This is a genomic window from Collinsella sp. AM15-2 (assembly GCF_003471985.1).
GTDB lineage: Bacteria > Actinomycetota > Coriobacteriia > Coriobacteriales > Coriobacteriaceae > Collinsella.
Genome location: NZ_QRKO01000007.1, coordinates 74,104 through 95,622, shown reverse-complemented (window position 1 = coordinate 95,622; position 21,519 = coordinate 74,104). Strand labels below are relative to the sequence as shown.

The following is a 21,519-nucleotide window of genomic DNA, read 5'->3' as shown; positions in this document are numbered from 1 at the left end:
CCGAGAGGAATGAGACGGATGGACGAGAAGAACGAAGAGCTCGTGGACGCACAGATCGTCGAGGAGGACAGCCGCATGTATGGGCACGCCGAGGGCGAACCTGGTGGCGAGGTCGCTGACGAGCCGGCGCTGGTGCTGGGCGACGACGACCCGCACGATGCCGAGCTGCACGAGAAGATTCTTTCGGAGGAGTGCGCCTGGAAGGGCAAGATCCTCGACGTCCACCGTCTTGAGGTTGAGCTGCCCAACGGTCGCCGCAGTGCCCGCGATATCGTTCGCCATCCGGGTGCGGCGGCCGTTGTGGCGCTGACCGAGAGCGGCAAGATCGTACTGGTGCGTCAGTACCGCACCGCCATCGACCGCGTGACGGTCGAGATTCCCGCCGGCAAGCTCGACCCGGGCGAGGACCCACTCGATTGCGCTAAGCGCGAGCTACACGAGGAGACGGGCTTTAGGGCCGGTCGCATTCGCTTTTTGACGTCGATTGTCACGTCCTGCGGTTTTTGCGACGAGATCATTCACATCTACTTGGCTACCAAGCTGGAGTTTGATGCGCCCAGCCCCGACGATGACGAGTTTGTCAACGTTGACCTGGTGCCGCTGCACGAGCTGATCGACGCCGTGCTCGACGGCAAGATCGAAGACGCCAAGACCGTCGTGGGCGCCTTGGCCTGTGATAGCATCGCGCATCGCCTTGGGGGTGCGGAGCTCTAGGTTACGCGGTTTTACCAAACCGCGTAACGAGTCGACGCTGCAAACGCCCCTAAGCGGCAATCTGCCTTTCAATCGTCGCTCGCGTACCGAAGTACGCGTCGCTCCTCTTTCAAGGCACCTTGCTCGCTTAGGGACGTTTTCGCTGACGCTGCCAGAACATCGGCGTTATGCTTGTTGGGACGCTTTGTTTTCAGCCTGACCGGTTCAACCGGATTTCTCACGCTATTTATTTCTCTTCGAGGATTGCATGTTTAAAAGGTTTCTCTCGTATTACGAGCCCCAGATGGGGCTTTTTGTTGCCGATACTGTTTGTGCTCTGGTGCTTGCCGCCATTGACCTGGCGTTCCCCATTATCCTGCGCAATTTGACCGGTGGGCTCTTTACTCAGGGTCAGGCTGTCATTATGCAGGCGCTCGGCATGATTGCGGTGGGCTTGGTGCTGATGTATGCCGCCCGCTGCGCCTGCCGCTATTTTGTGAGCTATTGGGGTCACGTGATGGGCGCGCGTATGGAGTCCAAGATGCGCGAGGACCTGTTTGACCAGTATGAGCGCTTTAGCTTTGCGTACTTTGACCGCAACAGCTCGGGCGACATGATGAGCCGCGTGGTCAACGACCTGTTCGATATCTGCGAGGCGGCGCACCACGTGCCCGAGTGGATCATCATCTGCGGCATCGAGATTATCGGCTCGTTTGTGATCCTCTTTACCATCGCCCCGGTGCTGGCGCTCGCCATGGCCGTGGTGACGGCGGCGTTTGCGGTCATCATGTTTTGGCAGAACATGCGCATGCGCGAGGTCTTTAGCGACAACCGCAAAAAGATCAGCGGCATCAATGCGCAGCTGCAGGATTCGCTGGCGGGCATGCGCGTGGTCAAGAGTTTTGCCAATGAGGAGACCGAACGCTTCAAGTTCCGCGCCTCCAACAATCGCTATCTTTCGTCCAAGGAGAACATGTATCACGCCATGGGCGTCTATACCGCGACGTATGGCCTGCTCTCGGGTGTGCTCTATGTGATCGTGGTGCTGCTGGGCGGCTGGCTGGTCGCCCAGGGACAGCTGCAGGCGGTCGATATGGCGACCTTTGCACTCTATATTTCGCTGTTCTGCACGCCGCTCGAGACACTCGTCAATTCGGCCGAAACGTATCAGAAGGCCATCGCCGGCTTTAAGCGCATGGACGAGGTGCTCTCGACCGCGCCGGATATCCAGGACAAGCCGGGCGCTACGGATCTGCAGGTGACTGCCGGCGCCGTGGAGTATCACGACGTGTGCTTTAACTACGAGGACGTTGAGCTGGGCGAGGGCGATGCCGAAGAGCGTCCCGTTATCGACCATATGAATCTGTCCATCAAGCCTGGGCAGACCATCGCTTTGGTTGGCCCTTCGGGCGGCGGCAAGTCCACGACCTGTTCGCTGCTGCCGCGCTTTTATGACGTGGCTGCCGGATCCATTAGCATCGACGGCCAGGACGTGCGCGATGTGACGCAGCAGAGCCTGCGTCGCGCCATCGGCCTGGTGCAGCAGGATGTCTATCTGTTTGACGGCACGATTGGCGAGAACATCGCCTACGGCAAGCCGGGCGCTACGGCAGGAGAGATCGCCGAGGCCGCCCGTCGCGCCAACATCGATGCCTTTATCGAGTCGCTTCCACAGGGCTATGACACGGTCGTGGGCGAGCGCGGCAGCCGTCTTTCGGGCGGCCAAAAGCAGCGCGTTGCCATTGCGCGTGTGTTTCTCAAGAACCCCAAGATCCTGATTTTGGACGAGGCGACGAGTGCTTTGGATAACGAGAGCGAGGAGGCGGTGCAGGAGTCACTCGAAGAGCTGGCACGCGGCCGCACCACGATTATCATCGCCCATCGTCTTTCGACTATTAAGCATGCCGATGAGATTGCGACCGTTGAGCATGGTCGCGTTGTGGAGCGTGGCACGCACGAGGAGCTTCTCGCCCGTGGCGGCACCTATGCCCGTTACTATCGAATGCAGTTCGAAGGTGCGCGTGCGCACGAGCTCGACTGATTGATATGACAGGAAGTTTATGGCTGACAAGAACCCTTTGACTCCGGAAGAAGTGACGGAGTTATTCTCCGAAATCGATGCATCCGGTGTCTTGGATCCCACGCTTGCCAAAAAGCGAACCGAGCGCATGCGTGAGAAGGAGGCTGCGGCCAAGCGCGGTGACAAAGCGGCGCTAGCGCAGCTGCGCAGCGAGGACCGCGCGAGCCAGGCAAAACATATCGACCCGCTGTCCGAGGACGATCCTTCGGGCTCGCAGGTGAGCCATACCATTACGAAGACTGCCATGGCCGTGGTCATTGGCATCTTGGTGCTGATTGTGGGCATGCAGATTGGCTACGGCGTGATGCGACGCCTGAACACCGCCAACCTGTCCGAGAGCGTTTCGGTGGATACCGTTTCGACGGCGCTGAAGGGCGGCCTTGAGTGGGGCAACGGCTTTACGCAGTTCCCGCTCGACTTTACCGTCGATGAAGCTGATGAGCGTACGGGCACGGTCGAGGTGACGGTGTTGGACACATCGTCTGCCAACGAGCTCGAGCTGCTGTCCAACGGGCAGATTCAGGCCGCTGCGCTTGCGACCAACGCGCTGCTCAACGATAAGATCGACCGCGTGGTGTATAACGTTCACGCCTATATCGACGAGGATAGCAACATTCAGCACGATTCCTTCTTTGGCATGTTTCCCGCGCGGGGTCATCAGAGCGCCATTTTGACGTTTGTGTGGACCAAGAGCTCATCCAACGCCACGAGTATCGACTGGAAGATGCGCATCGTAAGCATGGACGACACCATTGCCGAGCGCATTCAAAAACAGGTGAACTCGGTTTCGTCGCTGATCGAGGACCCGGTGGTGAGCCAGACCAAGATTGACGAGGAAAAGGCCGAACGTGACCTGGAGCATCGTCTGCATGGCCGCGAGATTTTCCGCGGCGGCAAGCCCGATCGCTCACCGTCCGATCTGCTGGAACAGGACAAGCAAAAGTAAGAGGCCATTATCCCGCGTGAGCCACAAGCCCACGCGGGATAATTTTTCTGGGACGGGGATTAAATAATCATTATGCATAGAAAGTCATAATTATCATTTCGTAAACATTTCGATGAAATTAACGCCATGAGGCATGCTTGCGGTTACAATACCGCGAGGCCTAACTACACACCTTTAAGCCGGTCCTGTGAGACCGGGAAGGAGAATTATGGCGAACAACCATACCGCGGGCGCTGCCGCCCGCACCTTCGCGCCCAGCGAGCTTTGCCAGCGTATGCTGGCCAAAACCAGCAAGGGCACCTGCGGTCCCTGTATCCTGTATCTTGAGGATGGGACCATTTTTTATGGACGTGCATGCGGCGCCGAGGGCACCGCGACCGGCGAAGTCTGCTTCAACACCTCGCTCGAGGGCTACTTTGAGGTCATGACCGACCCGAGTTATGCCGGCCAAATTGTAACCATGACCTATCCGCAGATCGGCAATTACGGTATCGACGAGACCGATGTCCAGTCGGCCTTCCCCGGCGACGCCGTGCGCCCTGCGAGCGCTCCGGCTATGCGCGGCATGATCGTTCGCGATATGTGCGCCACGCCTTCTAACTGGCGCTCGGCCGTCAGTGTGCCGGAGTACCTGCGCGCTCACGGCATCGTCGCTATCGAGGGTATCGACACCCGCGCTCTGGTGCGCCATCTGCGCGACAATGGTTCCAAGATGGGCATTATCTCGACCGAGATCTTCGACGTCGACGAGCTTGCCGAGCGCTTGTCCGCTGCGCCCACGCTGGTAGGCGAGAACCTGGTCAAGACCGTAAGTTGCCCCGCGCCTCACGAGTTTGTGGCCGCCGACCTGCCTGCCACGCATGACTTTGCGCTTGCGGCTGCCGCTCCTGCCCGTCACAAAGTGGTCGCCTACGACTGCGGTGTGAAGCGCGGTATTCTGGAGGGCCTGGTCCGTGCCGGCTGCGATCTCACCGTCGTGCCGTGGGATACGCCCGCCCAGCAGGTGCTCGACATGAATCCCGATGGCGTCTTTTTGTCCAACGGCCCCGGCGACCCCGATGCCGTGGTGGAGACCTATGAGCAGGTACAGCAGCTGATCGGCAAGGTGCCGGTCTTTGGCATTTGCCTCGGTCACCAGATGATCAGCCTGGCCTGCGGCGCCCAAATGGAAAAGCTTAAATTCGGTCACCGTGGCGGTAACCAGCCGGTTATGAATCTGGTGAGCCGTCGCGTGGAGATCACCGCGCAAAACCACGGCTTTGGCCTGCTGTTCCCCAGTCTGGGCAAACTGATTCCGGAGCTTTCCGGCGGCGAAACCGAGCATGCGGCCGACGGTGACCTGCGCGCCTGGGTGCGTCGCGGCATCGCGCCGGTCGTGATGAACGAGCGCTTTGGTCGCATTCGCCTGACACATGTGAACCTCAACGACGGCACCGCCGAGGGCATCCAGCTGCTCGACGCCCCGTGTTTCTCGGTCCAGTACCACCCCGAGGCTTCGCCTGGCCCCACCGATGCCCACTATCTCTTTACCGCCTTTACGCGACTCATGGACGGCGAGGAGAACTACCTGGACATCGACACCGCGAAGGACCGCCTCGCCGGCTGGAATTTCGCCGAGTCCGAGAACGCTGCGACCGAGGAGAACTAACATGCCGAAACGTACCGACATCAAGCGCATCCTCGTTATTGGTTCGGGCCCCATCGTTATTGGCCAGGCCTGCGAGTTCGACTACTCCGGCGCCCAGGCCTGCAAGGTGCTCAAGGAGGATGGCTTTGAGGTCATCCTGGTCAACTCCAACCCGGCGACCATCATGACCGACCCGGGTCTTGCCGACCGCACCTATGTCGAGCCCATCACCGCCGAATTTATCGAGCGCGTAATCAAGAAAGAGCACCCGGACGCGCTGCTGCCCACGCTGGGCGGCCAGACCGGTCTGAACGCCGCCGTCGAGCTGGCAAAGGACGGCACGCTCGACAAGTATGGCGTCGAGATGATCGGCTGCGACCTTGCCGCTATCGAGCGCGGCGAGGACCGCAAGCTCTTTAACGAGGCCATGGCCGAGATTGGTCTGGAGGTCGCGCGCTCGGGCTATGCCTACAGCGTGGCCGACGCCGAGGCTATCGCCGAGCGCGTGGGCTATCCCTGCGTACTGCGCCCGAGCTTTACCCTCGGCGGCGCCGGCGGCGGCATCGCTCACACTCACGAGGAGCTCGTCTCCATCGTGAGCCAGGGCCTGGAGCTCTCGCCTGCCCACGAGGTGCTGGTCGAGGAGTCCATCGAGGGCTGGAAAGAGTACGAGATGGAGGTCATGCGTGACCACGCCGGCAACGGCATCATCGTGTGCTCCATCGAGAACCTCGACCCCATGGGCGTGCATACCGGCGACTCCATCACCGTGGCGCCGGCGCAGACGCTCTCCGACCTTGAGTATCAGCGCATGCGCGTGGCCTCGCTCGCCATTCTTGAGAAGATCGGCGTCGAGACCGGTGGCTCCAACGTGCAGTTTGCCGTGAACCCCAACACCGGCCGCCTGATCGTCATCGAGATGAACCCGCGCGTGAGCCGCTCGTCCGCACTGGCCTCCAAGGCCACGGGTTTCCCCATCGCCAAGGCCGCCGCGCGCCTGGCCGTTGGCTATACGCTCGACGAAATCGTCAACGACATCACCAAGGCAACGCCCGCCTGCTTTGAGCCCACGATTGACTACTGCGTGGTCAAGGTGCCGCGCTTTGCCTTCGAGAAGTTCAAGGGTACCGACCCCACGCTCACCACGCGCATGAAGGCCGTGGGCGAGATTATGGCGATCGGCCGCACCTTTGAGGAGGCCTTCGGCAAGGCCATGCGTTCGCTGGAGGACGGGCATCAGGGCATCTGCGCCGGTGGCAAGGAGGGCGCTGACAAACTGAGCGATGATGAACTCGCCCAGGCCGTGGGCACCCCGACTGAGCACCGCATCTTCTTTGTGGTCGAGGCCCTACGTCGTGGCTGGGACATCGCCCGCATCCATGCCATCTGCGGTATCGATCCGTGGTACCTCAACCGCATCAACGACATGGTGCAGGTCCAGGAAAGCATCCGCGGCCTGCGTGTGGAGGATATCGACGCCGACGCGATGCGCCTGCTCAAGCAGTATGGCACGAGCGACGCCGAGATCGCCGCGCTGACCGGCTCGGACGAGCGCTTTGTGCGCGCCTACCGCAAGGGCTTGGGCGTGGTCCCCAGCATGAAGACGGTCGATACCTGCGCTGCGGAGTTCTCGAGCGCCACGGAGTACCACTACAAGACGTACGAGAACATCTACCGCACAAGCCCGGATGCCAAGAAGTGCGTGGCTCCCGACGAGACCACGCCGGCGGGCAAGCCCAAGGCGATGATCCTGGGCGCCGGCCCCAACCGCATTGGCCAGGGTATCGAGTTCGATTACTGCTGCGTGCACGCGAGCTACGCGCTGGCGGCCCGCGGCTTTGAGACCATCATGGTCAACTGCAATCCCGAGACCGTTTCGACCGACTACGACACGTCCGACCGCCTGTATTTTGAGCCGCTCACCTACGAGGACGTCATGGACGTCATTGACGTTGAGCGTCCCGACGGCGTCGTGGTGACGCTCGGTGGCCAGACCCCGCTTAAGCTGGCGCGCATGCTCGAGGAGAGCGGCGTGAACATCATGGGTACTAAGCCCGACGCCATCGACTTTGCCGAGGACCGCGAGCGCTTTGCCGCCCTGCTCGACAAGCTGGGCATTATGTATCCGCCGGCGGGCCAGGCAACCTCGTTTGAGGAGGCCGAGGCCGTGGCCGCGCACATCGGCTACCCGCTGCTGGTGCGTCCGAGCTACGTGCTGGGCGGCCGCGGCATGATGATCGCCTACGATGCCGAGCATCTGCGCGATTACATGGCCGAGGCCGCGCGCATTAGCCCCGACTACCCGGTGTATCTGGACCGCTTCCTGGAGGGTGCAATCGAGTCGGACGTCGACGCCCTGTGCGACGGCGAGGAGGTCTACATCGGCGGTATCCTGGAGCATATCGAGGAAGCTGGTATCCACTCCGGCGACTCCGCGACCTGCATTCCGCCGTTTAGCTTTAGCGAGAGCCTGCAGGCAAAGCTTCGCGAGACCACGCGCCGCATCGCGATGGCGCTGGGCGTGCGCGGCCTGGTCAACGTGCAGTACGCCATTAAGGGCGAGACCGTTTACGTGATCGAGGCCAACCCGCGCGCAAGCCGTACCGTGCCGTTTATCTCCAAGGCCACCGGTGTGCCGCTGGCCAAGTGTGCCGCACGTATCATGGCGGGCGATTCCATCGCGAGCTTGGGCCTGCCGAGCGACGAGCGTCAGCTCGATTGGTTCTGCATGAAGGAAGCCGTCATGCCCTGGGGTCGTTTCCCGGGCGCCGACGTTATCCTGGGGCCCGAGATGAAGTCGACGGGCGAGGTCATGGGTATCGCCAAGAGCTATCCCGAGGCATACGCCAAGACGCAGCTGGCGATCGACTACAAGCTGCCCGACCCGAGCGCCGGCAAGGTATTCATCAGCGTGTGCGACCGCGACAAGCGCCACATCCTTTCGGTCGCGCGTATCCTGCGTTACCTGGGCTTTGACATCTGCTCCACCGAGGGTACGGCGCGCGTGCTGCGTGGAGGCAACGTGACGTGCGAGATCGTGGAGAAGATTAGCGGCCCGCACGACGGCGAGCGCCCCAACATCGGCGACCTCATCGCCGATGGCAAGATCGCGGTGATCATCAACACGCCGTACGGTCCGGGCTCGCGCGGCGACGGCTATCTGCTACGTACCGAGGCCGTGCGACGCGGCGTGACCTGCGTGACCGCGATGTCTGCCGCCAACACGTACGTGAGTGCCATCGAGGCGGTGCGCGAGGACCAGCAGGGTCACGGCAGCGCCAACGACATGGGAATGGACGTCATCGCCCTTCAGGACCTGCCGCAGCACACGGTGTAGTGTGACCTGTCCGGCCGGGGCGGAGGGGGCCGAGTTCCCCCTTCGCTCCGGCTGCAAGCAGAGTCGCTCAGTGGGAAGCTCGGCCCCCTCCGCCCCGGCCTTCGGTGACTTGGGTGCACCGTGTGCTGCCGAAGGGGCTTTGTGCGATGACTAAGGCTAAATAGAAAATGAGAGTGGGCCCTGCCGTTCGTTCGAGCGGCAGGGCCCACTCTTTGTATGGAGGCCTTTTTGCTGTTAGTCGAGGACGCCTCTGGACAGTTAGTTCAAATTCGTATTTATTAGAGAGTAGGAGAAGATCGATTTGGACTCATTCGGCCTACTTTTGGCAATCTGAATCGATCAAGATGCTCAGCCAAGCCGGGAACGGCCCAATACTGGGTCCGCGTCGGCTTCCAAGCGGCAATTTCGTGCCCAAGGCCACGGCCAAATTATACGTATCTGAACTAACCGCCCATCACTCTCCGTCAACCTTTTTATCCAAACCAAATCAGTCAACGTACGTCATGGCAATATCCGGTAGGTCGCAGGGTGGCGGCTGAGCCTTTCTCTCGGGAAACTTCGCGAAGCCCAGCTCCCGAGGGAGAGGTACGGTCTGTGTAATACCAGATAAACAGTACATTTTTGCTTAATTGGTATTTGACTGAAGAACCAATTGGTATGGCTTATTTAGCCCACCCTGCCATTGACGCTCATTTTAATACCACTGGGAGAATTCCGAACTTGGTTGCGCAACTGCTCCCGTATGCTGATTCGACCTAATAGGTGGATATCTGGTTACTACCAGTTGACCCCTTGGTAACGGGTGGGCCCACTGCACGGAATGTACCGAACACCCCCCCGTTTGATGCGTTCGCCCATGCTGCAGGGCGTGCGTCCGCGACGCTTCCGCATGTCGGAGGAAAGGAGTCCAGGTGTGTAGGAATTCCATTTTTACGAAACGGTGGGTGAAGGGAAGCGCGGTCCTCGTTGCCACTGCAGCGACGCTCGTGTTTGCCAATCCCCAGCAGGCGATTGCCACGCCACTCAAGGGCGTCGACTCGGCGACCGTGTCCCAGTCTGCCTCGAATGTCGTCGACATCGATTTCGCTGACGGCATCAAGGGCCGTATTACGTTCCTCGAGGACGGTATTTTCCGTTATAACGTCGACCCCAAGGGTGAGTTTTCCGAGTACGCCACGCCGCGCAGTAAGTCCCACACGGCTAAGATCCAGGCTCAGCCCGATACCTCGGACACCTACAGCAAGCCGAGTGCGACGGTTGCCGACAAGGGCGACACTATCGAGATCACCGGCGGAAAGGCGACCGTGATCCTGGACAAGGCGACTGGCAAGATGAGTATCAAGTCAGGCGACCGTGTCGTGGTTTCCGAGTCCGCGTCCCTCGACCTTGATAAGAAGGGTACCGTCCAGACGCTCGCCAAGGAGAAGTCCGAGAACTTCTTTGGCGGCGGCACCCAGAACGGACGCTTCCTGCACACCAACCAGACCATCGCCATCTCCAACACGAACAACTGGACCGATGGCGGCGTTGCCTCGCCCAACCCGTTTTATTGGACGAGTGACGGCTACGGCGTGCTCCGAAACACGTTTGCAGAGGGTTCCTACGACTTCGGTTCCACGGACTCATCGACGGTCACGACTTTGCACAGCGAGAATGAGTTTGATGCCTACTACTTCGTGGCGACCAACGAGGGAGCTTCGAACGTGGCAACTGAGATGCTGCAGGACTACTACAAGGTGACCGGTAACCCGGTACTGCTGCCCGAGTACGGGTTCTACCTTGGTCATCTTAATGCCTATAACCGTGATGGCTGGTCAACGACCTCGGGTCAAAAGAAGTGGGAGACCAAGGGCAGCAAGTCCTCGAGCGAGAAGGGCGACGTTAAGTACGAGTCTGGCATGTCGACGGGCTACAAGCTCGACGGCACACTTGCGGCCGAGACGCTCAACGGTGAGGGCCCTACGGTTGATACCGAGAACATGAAAGCGACCGATTTCGACCGCCAGTTCTCTGCTCGGCAGGTTATCGATGACTACGAGGACAGCGACATGCCGCTCGGCTGGTTCCTGCCGAACGACGGCTACGGCGCCGGCTATGGCCAGAACGGTTACTACAAGACCGGCGGCGTCAACTCCGACGGAGCGAGCTCGGCCGACCGTCTTAACGCTGTGCGTGCCAACGTCGACAACCTTAAGAAGTTCACCGAGTATGCCAACTCAAAGGGTGTGAGCACGGGCTTGTGGACCCAGTCCAACCTTGAGCCCGACAGCAACCCTGAGACCCCGTGGCATCTGCTTCGCGACTTCGACGCCGAGGTCAAGACGGGAGGCATCACTACCCTTAAGACCGACGTTGCCTGGGTTGGATCTGGCTACTCCTTTGGTCTTAATGGCATCAAGACAGCTTATGACACGGTGACGACCGGCGCTAACAAGCGCCCCAACATCATCACGCTCGATGGTTGGGCCGGCACGCAGCGCTTTGGTGGCATTTGGACCGGCGACCAGTATGGCGGTAACTGGGAGTACATTCGCTTCCATATCCCCACGTATATCGGTCAGAGTCTTTCGGGCAACCCCAACATCGGCTCCGACATGGATGGCATTTTTGGCGGCGACCCCATCATCTCTGCGCGTGACTACCAGTGGAAGACGTTCACGCCCTCTATGCTCGACATGGACGGTTGGGGCACCTACCGTAAATCGCCCATGACGCACGGCGATCCCTACACAGGCATCTCGCGCTTCTACCTCAAGCTCAAGGCGCAGCTCATGCCCTATATCTACACGAGCGCGGCCTCGGCGGCCAACATCGACACGGGTAACGGCGATGCCGGCCTGCCCATGATCCGCGCCATGCTGCTTTCCGATAACTCCGAGTACGCCGCAAGCACCTCGACGCAGTACCAGTATATGTTCGGTGAGAACTTCCTAGTGGCACCGGTGTATCAGGATACCCAGGCAGACGAGAACGGCAACGACATTCGCAATGGGATTTACCTCCCCAACTACGGCACCGACGAGAATCCCACCATCTGGATCGATTACTTCTCGGGTAAGCAGTATCGCGGCGGCCAGGTTCTCAACAACTACGAGGCTCCGCTTTGGAAGCTGCCGCTGTTTGTGAAGGCCAACGCTATCGTGCCGATGTACGCCGAGAACAACAACCCCGAGGCCGTGAGCGACACCAACACCAAGGGTACCGACCGCAGCCAGCGTATCGTCGAGTTCTTCGCCACCGAGGGCGACGGCACCTTTACGCAGTACGAGGACGACGGCTCCTCCATCGAGAACAACACGACTGAGGACGATTCCTACGGTACGATCGACAATATCTCCTACGGTGAGCATGTGAGCACCGTCTACAGATCCAAGGCCGCAGGCGGCACCGCGACCTTTACCGCCGAAGCCTCGCAGGGTGGCTACAACGGCTACGACTCCAATCGCACCACGACCTTCGTGGCCAACGTGTCCGCCAAGCCCATGAGCGTCGTCGCCAAGAACGGCGGATCCGCGCTCAACGTGGTTGAGGTCGACTCGCAGGAGACCTTTGACACCGCGACCCCCGAGGCCGGCCAGGCGGTCTACTTCTACAGCGAGACCCCTAACCTCAACCACTACGGCAGCGATGTGGACGGCACCGAGGCCGAGCGGGGCGAGAGCTTTAACAACACCAAGATCACCACGAACCCCAAGGTCTACGTCAAGTTCGCGAAGACCGATGTTGCTGCGGCGGCGCAGACGCTCGAGCTGGGCGGTTTCGTGAACGCCGACGCCACGCTCACAGCCGATCGCCTCAACGAGAGCCTCTCCGCACCCACGAACCTTGCTGCCCCCGAGGACGTCACGACCCCAACGAGCATCAAGCTCACCTGGGGAAAGGTCGATGGTGCTACCTCCTACGACCTTAAGGTCGACGGCACCGTGTTCGCCGTGGGTGATGCGGCCGAGTTCACGCACACCGACCTCGCCTACAATAGCAAGCACACCTACCAGATTCGTTCGCGCAACGCCGAGGGCTACTCCGCCTGGAGCGATGTGCTCGAGGCGAACTCCGCACTCGATCCGTGGCGGAACGTCCCCGACGCCGAGCAAATCACCTGGGAGGGCTCACTTTACGGCAGCCATAAGGCCGAGCTCGCCTTCGACCATGAGTTCCAGTCGGGCGACGGCGGTTTCCACTCCGGTGGCAACGATCTGGGCAAGGCGCTTACCGTTGACTATGGACGCGCTTACAAGCTCGATAAGCTCGAGTACTATCCGCGCGATGACGCCGGCAACGGCACTGTGACCAAGATGCGTGTTGAGACGAGTCTCGATGGCGTCCACTGGACGAGCCAGGAGGTCGATTGGGCACGTTCCGCTGATTGTAAGACGGTAGCGTTTGACGGCACCGTGGCCGCCCGTTACGTGCGCATGACACCGCTCGCCTCGGTCGGTAATTTCTTCTCCGCGTCCGAGATTGCCATCTACAAGACCGACGGCACGGATGGCTTCGCCGTGGGCTCCAACCTCAACAAGGCCACGATCTCCGACGGAGACTACTCCAACATGAAGAACTATCTGGGCCTCGAGAATCGCGAGCCCGATACCCCGACGTTCGGTTCGCAGATCCGCGACCACTTCGCCGACCTCAACGATAACGGCGTTTACGACGTCTACGATTACTCGTTCACCATGGCGGGTCTTGACGGCGGCACTAAACAAAAGGGAAAGGTCGCAGGTTCGCTCGCGGTGATTCCGAGCAAGACCGAGGTCGAGGCCGGTGATGAGATCACCGTTGATGTCTATGCGGCCGACGCCAAGAACGTCAACGCCCTGGGCGCTCTCGTCAACTTCAAGAGCGACCAGTTCGAGTTTGTGTCCGAGAGCATCGCGCAGGACGGCTCGACTGCCGGCATGGAGAACCTGTCTCGCGAGAAGGTCCAGTTCGCGGACAGAACGCAGACTATCAATCTCGCCTTTGCCAACCGCGGCGATGGCAAGCTCTACAACGGTACCGGCGCGGTGGCGAGTTTCAAGCTCAAGGCCAAGACCGCCGGCAAGGTCGAACTGCCCTCGACATCTTGGCTCATCGGTCCGGCATGCGACGCACTTGAGTTTGCGAGCGACGGCACGGTGACGATGCCGGATGTTCCTCAGCCAACGGTCGCCGAGTACGGTCAGGACGCCTTCAACATCACGATGACCAACGATGAGCTCACGACCGACGACGGGACCAACGTCGAGAAACTTATCCAGCAGAAGAGCTATAACGCGCTGTTCGATAATAACGAGGGCGACAACGGCTTTGAGTTCCTATGGAACTGGAGCGGCAACTGGGACAGCGAGGGTAAGCTTCCGAGTTACGTGAAGCTTCCCACCACGATGACATTCGCATTTAAGACGCCGTCGAAACTCGATAGTGTCGAGGTCGTTAACCGCAACGGTGGCAACGGAACCGTGCAGAAGATCAAGGCTGTCGTGACGTTCGAGGATGGCTCGACCCAAGAGTTCGCGGGCGGGGAGTACGATTCCTTCCTGGCTCGCTACGCCTTTGACCTCTCTGCCGAGAACAAGGGCAAGAAGGCGACCAAGGTCGAGGTCACGCCGCTTGAGGCATCGGGTGACCAGATGCTCACACTGCGTGAGGTCAACTTCAACTACACGCAGGGTGTCGAGGCCATCGAGGGTGTCGAGCTAGGCAAGAACCAGACCGAGTTCTTTGAAGGCGACATTACGCCCGTCGACGCCAAGGCTACGCCTGAGAGCGCTGGCTACCCCTATGTGACGGTCGAGAGCTCCGACCCCTCTGTGGTAAGCGTCTCCGCTGTTCAGGCTGGCGATAGCGTGAGCTACTACCTGCGTGCCAACAAGGCCGGCAAGGCAAAGATCACGGTGGCGTCGGTACTCGACCCCTCCAAGACCGCATCCTATGAGGTCGAGGTCAAGGCTGGTGTCGATACCTCTGCGCTCGTAGCAGCGCTTTCCAAGGCCGCGGGCTACAGCGAGTCCGTCTACACCAAGGATTCCTATGCAGCTCTCACCACTGCGGTCGAGGCGGCTCAGAAGCTCCTCGACAGCGGCCAGGGCAGCTATAGCAAGAAGGATGTCGCAGACGCCACAGCCAAGATCGAGAAGGCAATCGACGGCCTCAAGATGCGCCCTGTTGATGAGAAGATTCTCATCAACACGCCCGAGAACCGCAAGAACGTCAAGGTGGCCGGCTTCTCGAGTGAGGCCGACTACGAGGGCAGCAACGCCGTCAACGCTCTCGACGGCGACGAGCGGACGCTTTGGCACAGCGACTGGGCCCATGGGACCGGTATGCCCCAGTATCTGAGTGTCGACCTGGGCCGCGACTACGATCTCACCGACGTTACATTCCTGCCGCGCCAGGACGGCGGCACTAACGGCGATATCTTCGAGGCCGAGATACTGGTCTCCGACACTGCCGACGGTTATGAGATGGGCACCGCCGCGTCGATGGGTACGTTCGCCTTCGACAACGACGGCCGCGTGCTCACCGACCGTGGCGACTGGAAGCAGATGAGCTTTGGCGCCGCGCGCGGTCGCTACGTGACCGTCAAGGTGATTCACGCCGGCGGTGGCGACGTTGATGCCTACTGCAGCATGGCGGAGCTCAAGTTCTACGGTACGGCCGTCCCCGATCCGGTGGCGAAGGATGATCTCGCTACCGCGATCGAAAAGGTTGATGCCGAGGTTGCTGCCGGCGACCTCAAGGCCGGTGACTACACCGAGGCCTCCTGGACGGCGCTCGAGAACGCCCTGGCGAGCGCCCGCGCCATCTTGAGCGATGAGGACGCCACGCAGGACGAGGTCGACCAGGCGCTCAGGGCGCTCGAGAGCGCCCGCGGCGCGCTCGAGAAGACCCCGGTGGTCCCGGTCGAGAATCCGACTAAGAAGCAGCTCAAGGCCCTGGTCAAGCAGGCGAAGGAGACTGACACCAGGGGCAAGACGGACGAGTCTGTCAAGGCCCTGACGGATGCCATTACCTACGCCGAGGACATCTTGGGTGATGAGAATGCTTCCGACACCCAGCTCCAGGCGGCCTATGACCAGCTCAAGCTGGCCATTGAGAGCCTCAGGGATGCCGACTCCGGCAACCAGGGCGGCTCGGGCAACCAGGGTTCCGGCAATGGCTCGAACGGCGGCAACCAGGCGGGCAAGCCCGCAGGCGACAAGGCCCAGGGCAGCAAGAAGAACGGTTCGGCGATCCCCAATACCGGCGACCAGACGGCGGCGACCGTCGTGACCGTCGGTGGTCTCGGCGCCATCATCGCCGCGATCGGCGCTTTCTTCCATCGTCGCAGCAAGGCCAAGTAGCCCCAGCAACAGCTAAGCAAGCGTGCCCGCCGTCCCACCCAAGGACGGTGGGCATGCTTTTTGAATGTAGGCGGAAAGCTCCGACCCTTCGGCCTTAATCTCGCAAAGCATTCCGTCTCTCACCGAACACATCGGCATCGGTGGCTATACTTGAATTATTTGCAGTTAAGGGTCGCGGATTCGCTGCGTCACCGCTCTCAACAGGAGGTCTATGTTTATGGCAGATCAGAAGCCGGTTGTCGGGATCATCATGGGTTCCAAGTCCGATCTGGGCGTTATGGAAGGCTGCACCGCCGAGCTCGAGGCACTGGGTGTGCCCTATGAGCTCGTCATTGCGAGCGCGCACCGCACGCCGGCGAAGGTCCACGACTGGGCTTCGACTGCCGCCGATCGCGGTATCAAAGTGATTATCGCCGCCGCCGGCAAGGCCGCTCACTTGGGTGGTGTCGTGGCTGCCTTTACGCCGCTGCCGGTTATCGGCGTGCCTATGAAGACGAGTGACCTGGGCGGTATGGATTCGCTGCTGTCGATGGTGCAGATGCCTTCGGGCGTGCCCGTGGCCTGCGTTGCCATCAACGGTGCCAAGAACGCCGCCATCTATGCCACACAGATTCTGGGTGCTTGCGACCCCGAGTACCGCAAGGTTATCGAGAAGATGAAGCAGGAGATGGCTGACGCCTAAGCGTTCCGCCGTTTCACCGCAGTATAAGGAGAGCCATGTCCGATTATCAGGGAAAACGATTCAAGGCTTCTCAGATTCCCGATCCGTCGAAGCCGGGTGCTGCCCGTGCGGCACAGCAGGGTCGGACATCCTCTCCTCAGCAGCCGCGCGCGCCGCGCCCCGTGACACCGGCGACGCATCGTCGACAGGACGCGCCGGCCGCATATCGTCCTTCGTCTTATAGCTCCGCTAAGAAGCCGCCCCGGTCTTCATCGCATGCCGCGCCGTCGGATCGCACCGAGCCGCCGCGCAAAAAGCGCCACTCCATTATTCCCATTCTGCTCATCATCATCGGTATCGGTCTGATTGTCGCCGCCGCCGCTATTTTTATTAATGCCCAGATTGGCTATAAGCAGGCGAGCGATTCGTATCAGAAAATCGAGAAGCAATATGTAAGCGATAAGGACGCCAGCGGCGTGCCGATTATCGACTTTGATGCGCTTGCTCAGACGAACCCCGAGATTGTGGGTTGGATTTACGTGCCGGGAACCAACATCAACTATCCCGTGGTGCAGACCAACAACAACTCCAAATACCTCAACACGCTGTTCGATGGCACGTCTAACGCCTCGGGTGCCATCTTCTTGGATAGCGATGACACCGCGCCGGGAATGGTCGACCAGCAGACCACGATCTACGGCCACCATATGAACGATGGGTCGATGTTCAACGTGATTTCGGATACGACTGACCAGGCAACGTTCGATAGCATTGAATATGTGTACTACATCACGCGCGATGCGACGTATAAGTTGCGTCCGCTGGCGACCAAGGTGGTCGAGGACACGTATGCCAAGGCGCGCACGACCAATTTTGAGGGCGACGACGGACTCAAGAACTACCTGTCCGAGATGCTCGACGGCGCTTCTGCCGTGGCGAGTGATGCCACCGATCGTGCCGCTTCGGCAACTAAGGTTGTAACGCTTGTGACCTGTCGTTCGCTGTCGCTGAGCAACACACGCGCCGTCATGGTGCTCACGCCGGTCGAGGAATAAGTTGTTCGAGAGTAGCTAAAAAGGCCCCGTCCCAAATTGGCTACTCGACGACGGTAAGGGAGAAATGATGCTCGAGAGTGGCAAATTGATGCCTTCGATTGATGCTTGGCTGCGCGAGGCCAAGGCCGATGCTTCGGCGGCAGGCTGTGGGATGTATCTGACGCATAACGGTGTGGTGCGCGCGACGCCCAAGGCTGAGGTGCGCGGAGTCGAGGCCGATGGCGTGGCGCCTGGGCATAAGGTGGGCGGCATGGTGTTTGGCTTCGATGCTCAGAAGGTGCAGGCTGCTATCGAGGCGACGCGTGCGATGCCGGGTATCGGCTATGTGCGTGTGTGGCTGGCAAGCGGCGAGCTTGCCGTAGGTGACGACATCATGCTCGTGCTCATCGGCGGGGACATTCGCCCGCACGTGGTCGATGCGCTGCAGGCGCTCGTTGGCACCATTAAGAACGAATGCGTGAGTGAGGTCGAGCGCGAGGCGTAGAGGCTTGCGTCGATAGAAGGATCGTTTATAAAAATGCCCACCGGTACGTGTGATACCGGCGGGCATTTTGCGTTTTGGGCGCGGTGGGCGCTACACGCGCGTCGCATCCTTGGGGCTCATGGTCATGCTCTGGAAGCGGTTTTCCATGTACTCGTTATCGAAGTGCTCTCCGTAGAACTGTGCGACGGGAATGTCCGGCTCCGTGTCGTTAACGCGCTGGTACCAGTAGTCGAGCGACTGCAGCGTCATGACGCCGTCGACCAGCATGATAACGGTAAAGATGACGGTGGCCGAGTAGCGGCTCTTCCAGGGGATCTTGTTGATAAGCTTAAGCAGCCTCGGCAGCAGCAGCTTGATCCAGATGAGGCCGCCCAGGCCCCACAGGCAGGCGAAGCCCGTGCAGGTGCGTCCGCCCGTGAGGACCACGAGCGGATCGGGCAAACCGAACAGCGTTATGTGCGAGTAGCTCCACGAGACCACGCCAAACGCGGTCTGCATAAACCAGCCCACGAACACCTCAAAGCTGGCGCCGAGCAGGGCGCTCACCAGGAAAATGATGATGGGGTTCTTTTTGTAGAAGCGGTTAAGCACCATGGTCATGAGCACGGCGCCAAATCCGTAGATGGGGCTGAAGGGGCCAAACAGCATGCCGGCGCGGTTCTGATAGACGCCCGGGTCGCCGACCGTCATGTGCCAGATGTCCTCGGCGATCAGGCCGAGTATGCAGCAGACAAAGAACACCCAGAACAGGTTGAAGTAGTTGAGCTTGATGTAGCCCTCGCCGGTTTCATCGCGGCCGAGCATGCCCTCGGCGGCGGCGTCGCGGTCGAGCATCTCCTGCAGGCGGCGCTGCAGTTCGCGCTCCTGACGCAGCGTGGGGTCGACGGTTGCCGAAAGTGCAACAAGGATGCCGAGCTGGATCGCGGGACGCAGCAGGAAGGGCCCGATGCCCTGGAGCATCACGTCGACCAAAAGCTCGACGACGGTGAATGCAATAAGGATGTAGGACAGGCGGGCGGCGTTGCGGCGCTGGTTTTTGATAAGGTCCAGGCCAAAGATGATTAAGATGACGGCACTTGCCGCAGAGAGCATGATGCCGGCGACGATAAGGCCGACTGCGACGAGCGTGTTGTCGCCGAGCTTTTCGGTGGCGTTGCCGTTAACAAGTGCCGTGATGACCTGCCACATAAAGGCAGCGACCGACGGGAGCGTGCCCACGCCGGAAAGGATGCACAGGACGGCGTACACCTTAATGATGAGGGGAATCTTCTTGACCTCTGTGGCGCTGGGGACGCTGGGGTCGAGTTCGTTTCGATCCATACAGAACCTTTCTCGCTTTGTTGTAGGTTATAAGGATACGCCGCCGACCTGCCAAAAGACAGGGCGAACGTCCCAATTGCAACTTTGTAATCCCCAACGGCGGACGCGGCGGCCATCTGGGGGCGCGGGCACTTACACTGGACAGACCGATAAAATGTTTGGCAACAAAACTGATTATTAGCTCGGTGGGCTTTTAAAAAGCGCTGCTCATGCGCTGGGGAGCACGTCGCGCCGTGCGTATAATAAGGCGGGTAACGCCAAAAATACGAGGCTCTGAGGGGATACCATGTCTCAAGAAACCATCCGCGCGGCCGAGCGTGCCGCGGGACAGGTGAACACCATGTCGACGTATGATCCGGACTCCGACCAGCTGCATGAGGAATGTGGCATTTTCGGCGTATGGGCGCCCGATCGCGACGTGGCTCGACTGACGTACTTTGGCCTGCGTGCGCTGCAGCACCGTGGCCAGGAATCGGCTGGAATCGCCGTGGGTGACGGCGGCACGGTTATGGTCCGCAAAGATCTGGGCCTGCTCGACCGCGTGTTCTCCAACGCCGACCTGTCGACGCTCTCCGGCCAGCTGGCCGTGGGTCATGTGCGCTACGGCACTGCCGGCGCCAAGAGCTGGGAAGCCTCTCAGCCGCACCTCTCTACCATCAATAGCGTCATTATCGCGCTCGCGCACAACGGCACCCTCGTCAACACCGACGAGCTGCGCCGTCAGCTGATCGAGCTGGGCGTGCCGTTCCTCTCCAATTCGGATTCCGAGGTCGCGACCAAGCTTATCGGCTACTTTACCCAGCGTACGGGCCACCTGCGCGAGGGTATTCGCAAGACCATGGAGCTCGTGCGCGGCGGCTACGCCATGACGCTCATCAACGAGCAGGCGCTCTACGCATTCCGCGATCCACACGGCATTCGCCCGCTCGTGCTGGGCAAGCTGGTGGACGAGGGTCTGGACCAGGCCGATGCCGCAGCCGTTTCGCAGCTGCCGTCGCAGGACGGCGCCGCGACGGTCGACTCCGCCGTCCGTGTCACGCGCGCCGGCGGCTGGGTCGTTGCTTCCGAGACCTGCGCACTCGACATCGTGGGTGCCGAGTACGTCCGTGACGTCCGTCCCGGCGAGATCTTGCGCATCAGCGCCGAGGGCCTGGTATCCGAGCAGGGCGTGCCTGCAGCCGAAGAGCCCGCCAACTGCATCTTTGAGCAGGTCTACTTTGCCCGCCCCGACTCCATCATGAACGGCAAGAGCGTCTATGCCTGCCGTTACGACATGGGTCGTCAGCTGGCACATGAGGAGCCTGTCGAGGCCGACCTGGTCATCGGCGTGCCCGACTCCGGCCTGCCGCCTGCGGAGGGGTATTCGCACGAGAGCGGTATTCCCTTTGGCGAGGGCCTTATCAAGAACCGCTACGTGGGCCGTACGTTTATCGAGCCTACGCAGGAGTTGCGCGCCATGGGCGTGCGCATGAAGCTCAACCCGCTGCGCGACAACATCGAGGGCAAGCGCCTGGTCGTCATCGACGACTCCATCGTGCGCGGCACCACCATGGTGCAGCTCGTCAAGATGCTGCGCAACGCCGGCGCCAAGGAGATTCATATCCGCATCAACTCGCCCGAGGTCATCTGGCCGTGCTTCTACGGTATCGATACCGACGTGCAGTCGCAGCTCATCAGCGCCAACAAGACGGTCGATGAGATCTGCGAGTACATTGGCGCCGATTCGCTGGCCTTCCTTTCGGTCGAGGGCCTGCTGAAGGTCATGCCCAAGGGCGGCTACTGCGATGCGTGCTTTACCGGCCGCTATCCCGTGGCGATTCCCGAGAGCTTTGGCCGCGACAAATTCATGGAGGGCTTTAAGCCCCGCAACCTGGACAAGCCGCTACACTTTGACGACGACGCCGTGGTCGAGAAATATGACGACCGCAGCTGGGAAGAGGAACACGGTGAGGCCTAAAACCTGCCATTTAGGACAGGTTTATTTTGGTAGG

At 60.5% G+C, this 21,519-nt stretch carries 11 protein-coding genes; 10 read left to right on the top strand and 1 reads right to left on the bottom strand.

Annotated features, from left to right (window positions below):
- Positions 1-18 precede the first annotated feature (18 nt).
- The 9 genes from DW171_RS04830 to DW171_RS04790 all read left to right on the top strand — a co-directional run bounded on the left by DW171_RS04830 (position 19) and on the right by DW171_RS04790 (position 18,208).
- Complete coding sequence (locus tag DW171_RS04830) at positions 19-714, top strand: NUDIX domain-containing protein (RefSeq protein WP_187361800.1); 696 nt, start codon at positions 19-21, stop codon at positions 712-714.
- A gap of 247 nt (positions 715-961) precedes the next feature.
- Positions 962-2,734, top strand: coding sequence for an ABC transporter ATP-binding protein (locus DW171_RS04825; protein ID WP_118270589.1), 1,773 nt, complete (start codon positions 962-964; stop codon positions 2,732-2,734).
- Positions 2,735-2,753: 19 nt separating this feature from the next.
- Positions 2,754-3,719: a hypothetical protein gene (locus DW171_RS04820; RefSeq protein ID WP_117564028.1), complete on the top strand. Its 966-nt coding sequence runs from the start codon at positions 2,754-2,756 to the stop codon at positions 3,717-3,719.
- Between the two features lie 208 nt (positions 3,720-3,927).
- Entirely contained in the window at positions 3,928-5,367 is a 1,440-nt protein-coding gene (gene carA, locus DW171_RS04815) for a glutamine-hydrolyzing carbamoyl-phosphate synthase small subunit (protein ID WP_118065898.1), read from the top strand.
- A 1-nt stretch (position 5,368) separates the two neighbouring features.
- Positions 5,369-8,683, top strand: coding sequence for a carbamoyl-phosphate synthase large subunit (gene carB / locus DW171_RS04810; protein WP_118270588.1), 3,315 nt, complete (start codon positions 5,369-5,371; stop codon positions 8,681-8,683).
- Positions 8,684-9,627: 944 nt separating this feature from the next.
- Entirely contained in the window at positions 9,628-16,008 is a 6,381-nt protein-coding gene (locus DW171_RS04805) for a discoidin domain-containing protein (protein WP_158571017.1), read from the top strand.
- 217 nt (positions 16,009-16,225) lie between these two features.
- A complete protein-coding gene (gene purE / locus DW171_RS04800) occupies positions 16,226-16,690 on the top strand; it encodes a 5-(carboxyamino)imidazole ribonucleotide mutase (RefSeq protein ID WP_117776632.1) in 465 nt (154 codons plus the stop codon).
- A 35-nt stretch (positions 16,691-16,725) separates the two neighbouring features.
- Complete coding sequence (locus DW171_RS04795) at positions 16,726-17,724, top strand: class B sortase (RefSeq protein ID WP_117646156.1); 999 nt, start codon at positions 16,726-16,728, stop codon at positions 17,722-17,724.
- A 67-nt stretch (positions 17,725-17,791) separates the two neighbouring features.
- Positions 17,792-18,208, top strand: coding sequence for a molybdenum cofactor biosynthesis protein MoaE (locus DW171_RS04790; RefSeq protein ID WP_118270586.1), 417 nt, complete (start codon positions 17,792-17,794; stop codon positions 18,206-18,208).
- A gap of 90 nt (positions 18,209-18,298) precedes the next feature.
- Here the strand turns inward: DW171_RS04790 and DW171_RS04785 are convergent, their stop codons facing one another.
- Positions 18,299-19,528 carry a putative ABC transporter permease gene (locus DW171_RS04785; RefSeq protein ID WP_118270585.1) on the bottom strand — a complete coding sequence of 410 codons (1,230 nt, stop codon included), beginning with the start codon at positions 19,526-19,528 and terminating at the stop codon, positions 18,299-18,301.
- A 286-nt stretch (positions 19,529-19,814) separates the two neighbouring features.
- On the opposite strand from DW171_RS04785, the gene purF reads away from it, so the two are divergent.
- Positions 19,815-21,485 carry an amidophosphoribosyltransferase gene (gene purF, locus DW171_RS04780; RefSeq protein ID WP_118237272.1) on the top strand — a complete coding sequence of 557 codons (1,671 nt, stop codon included), beginning with the start codon at positions 19,815-19,817 and terminating at the stop codon, positions 21,483-21,485.
- The last annotated feature ends 34 nt before the right edge of the window (positions 21,486-21,519 follow it).

Excerpts from the sequence above, each read along its gene's own strand:
- purE (WP_117776632.1), top strand. The coding sequence starts at position 16,226 with ATGGCAGATCAGAAGCCGGTTGTCGGGATCATCATGGGTTCCAAGTCC.
- carB (WP_118270588.1), top strand. The coding sequence starts at position 5,369 with ATGCCGAAACGTACCGACATCAAGCGCATCCTCGTTATTGGTTCGGGC.
- DW171_RS04795 (WP_117646156.1), top strand. The coding sequence starts at position 16,726 with ATGTCCGATTATCAGGGAAAACGATTCAAGGCTTCTCAGATTCCCGAT.
- carA (WP_118065898.1), top strand. The coding sequence starts at position 3,928 with ATGGCGAACAACCATACCGCGGGCGCTGCCGCCCGCACCTTCGCGCCC.
- DW171_RS04825 (WP_118270589.1), top strand. The coding sequence starts at position 962 with ATGTTTAAAAGGTTTCTCTCGTATTACGAGCCCCAGATGGGGCTTTTT.
- purF (WP_118237272.1), top strand. The coding sequence starts at position 19,815 with ATGTCTCAAGAAACCATCCGCGCGGCCGAGCGTGCCGCGGGACAGGTG.
- DW171_RS04830 (WP_187361800.1), top strand. The coding sequence starts at position 19 with ATGGACGAGAAGAACGAAGAGCTCGTGGACGCACAGATCGTCGAGGAG.
- DW171_RS04820 (WP_117564028.1), top strand. The coding sequence starts at position 2,754 with ATGGCTGACAAGAACCCTTTGACTCCGGAAGAAGTGACGGAGTTATTC.
- DW171_RS04785 (WP_118270585.1), bottom strand. The coding sequence starts at position 19,528 with ATGGATCGAAACGAACTCGACCCCAGCGTCCCCAGCGCCACAGAGGTC.
- DW171_RS04790 (WP_118270586.1), top strand. The coding sequence starts at position 17,792 with ATGCTCGAGAGTGGCAAATTGATGCCTTCGATTGATGCTTGGCTGCGC.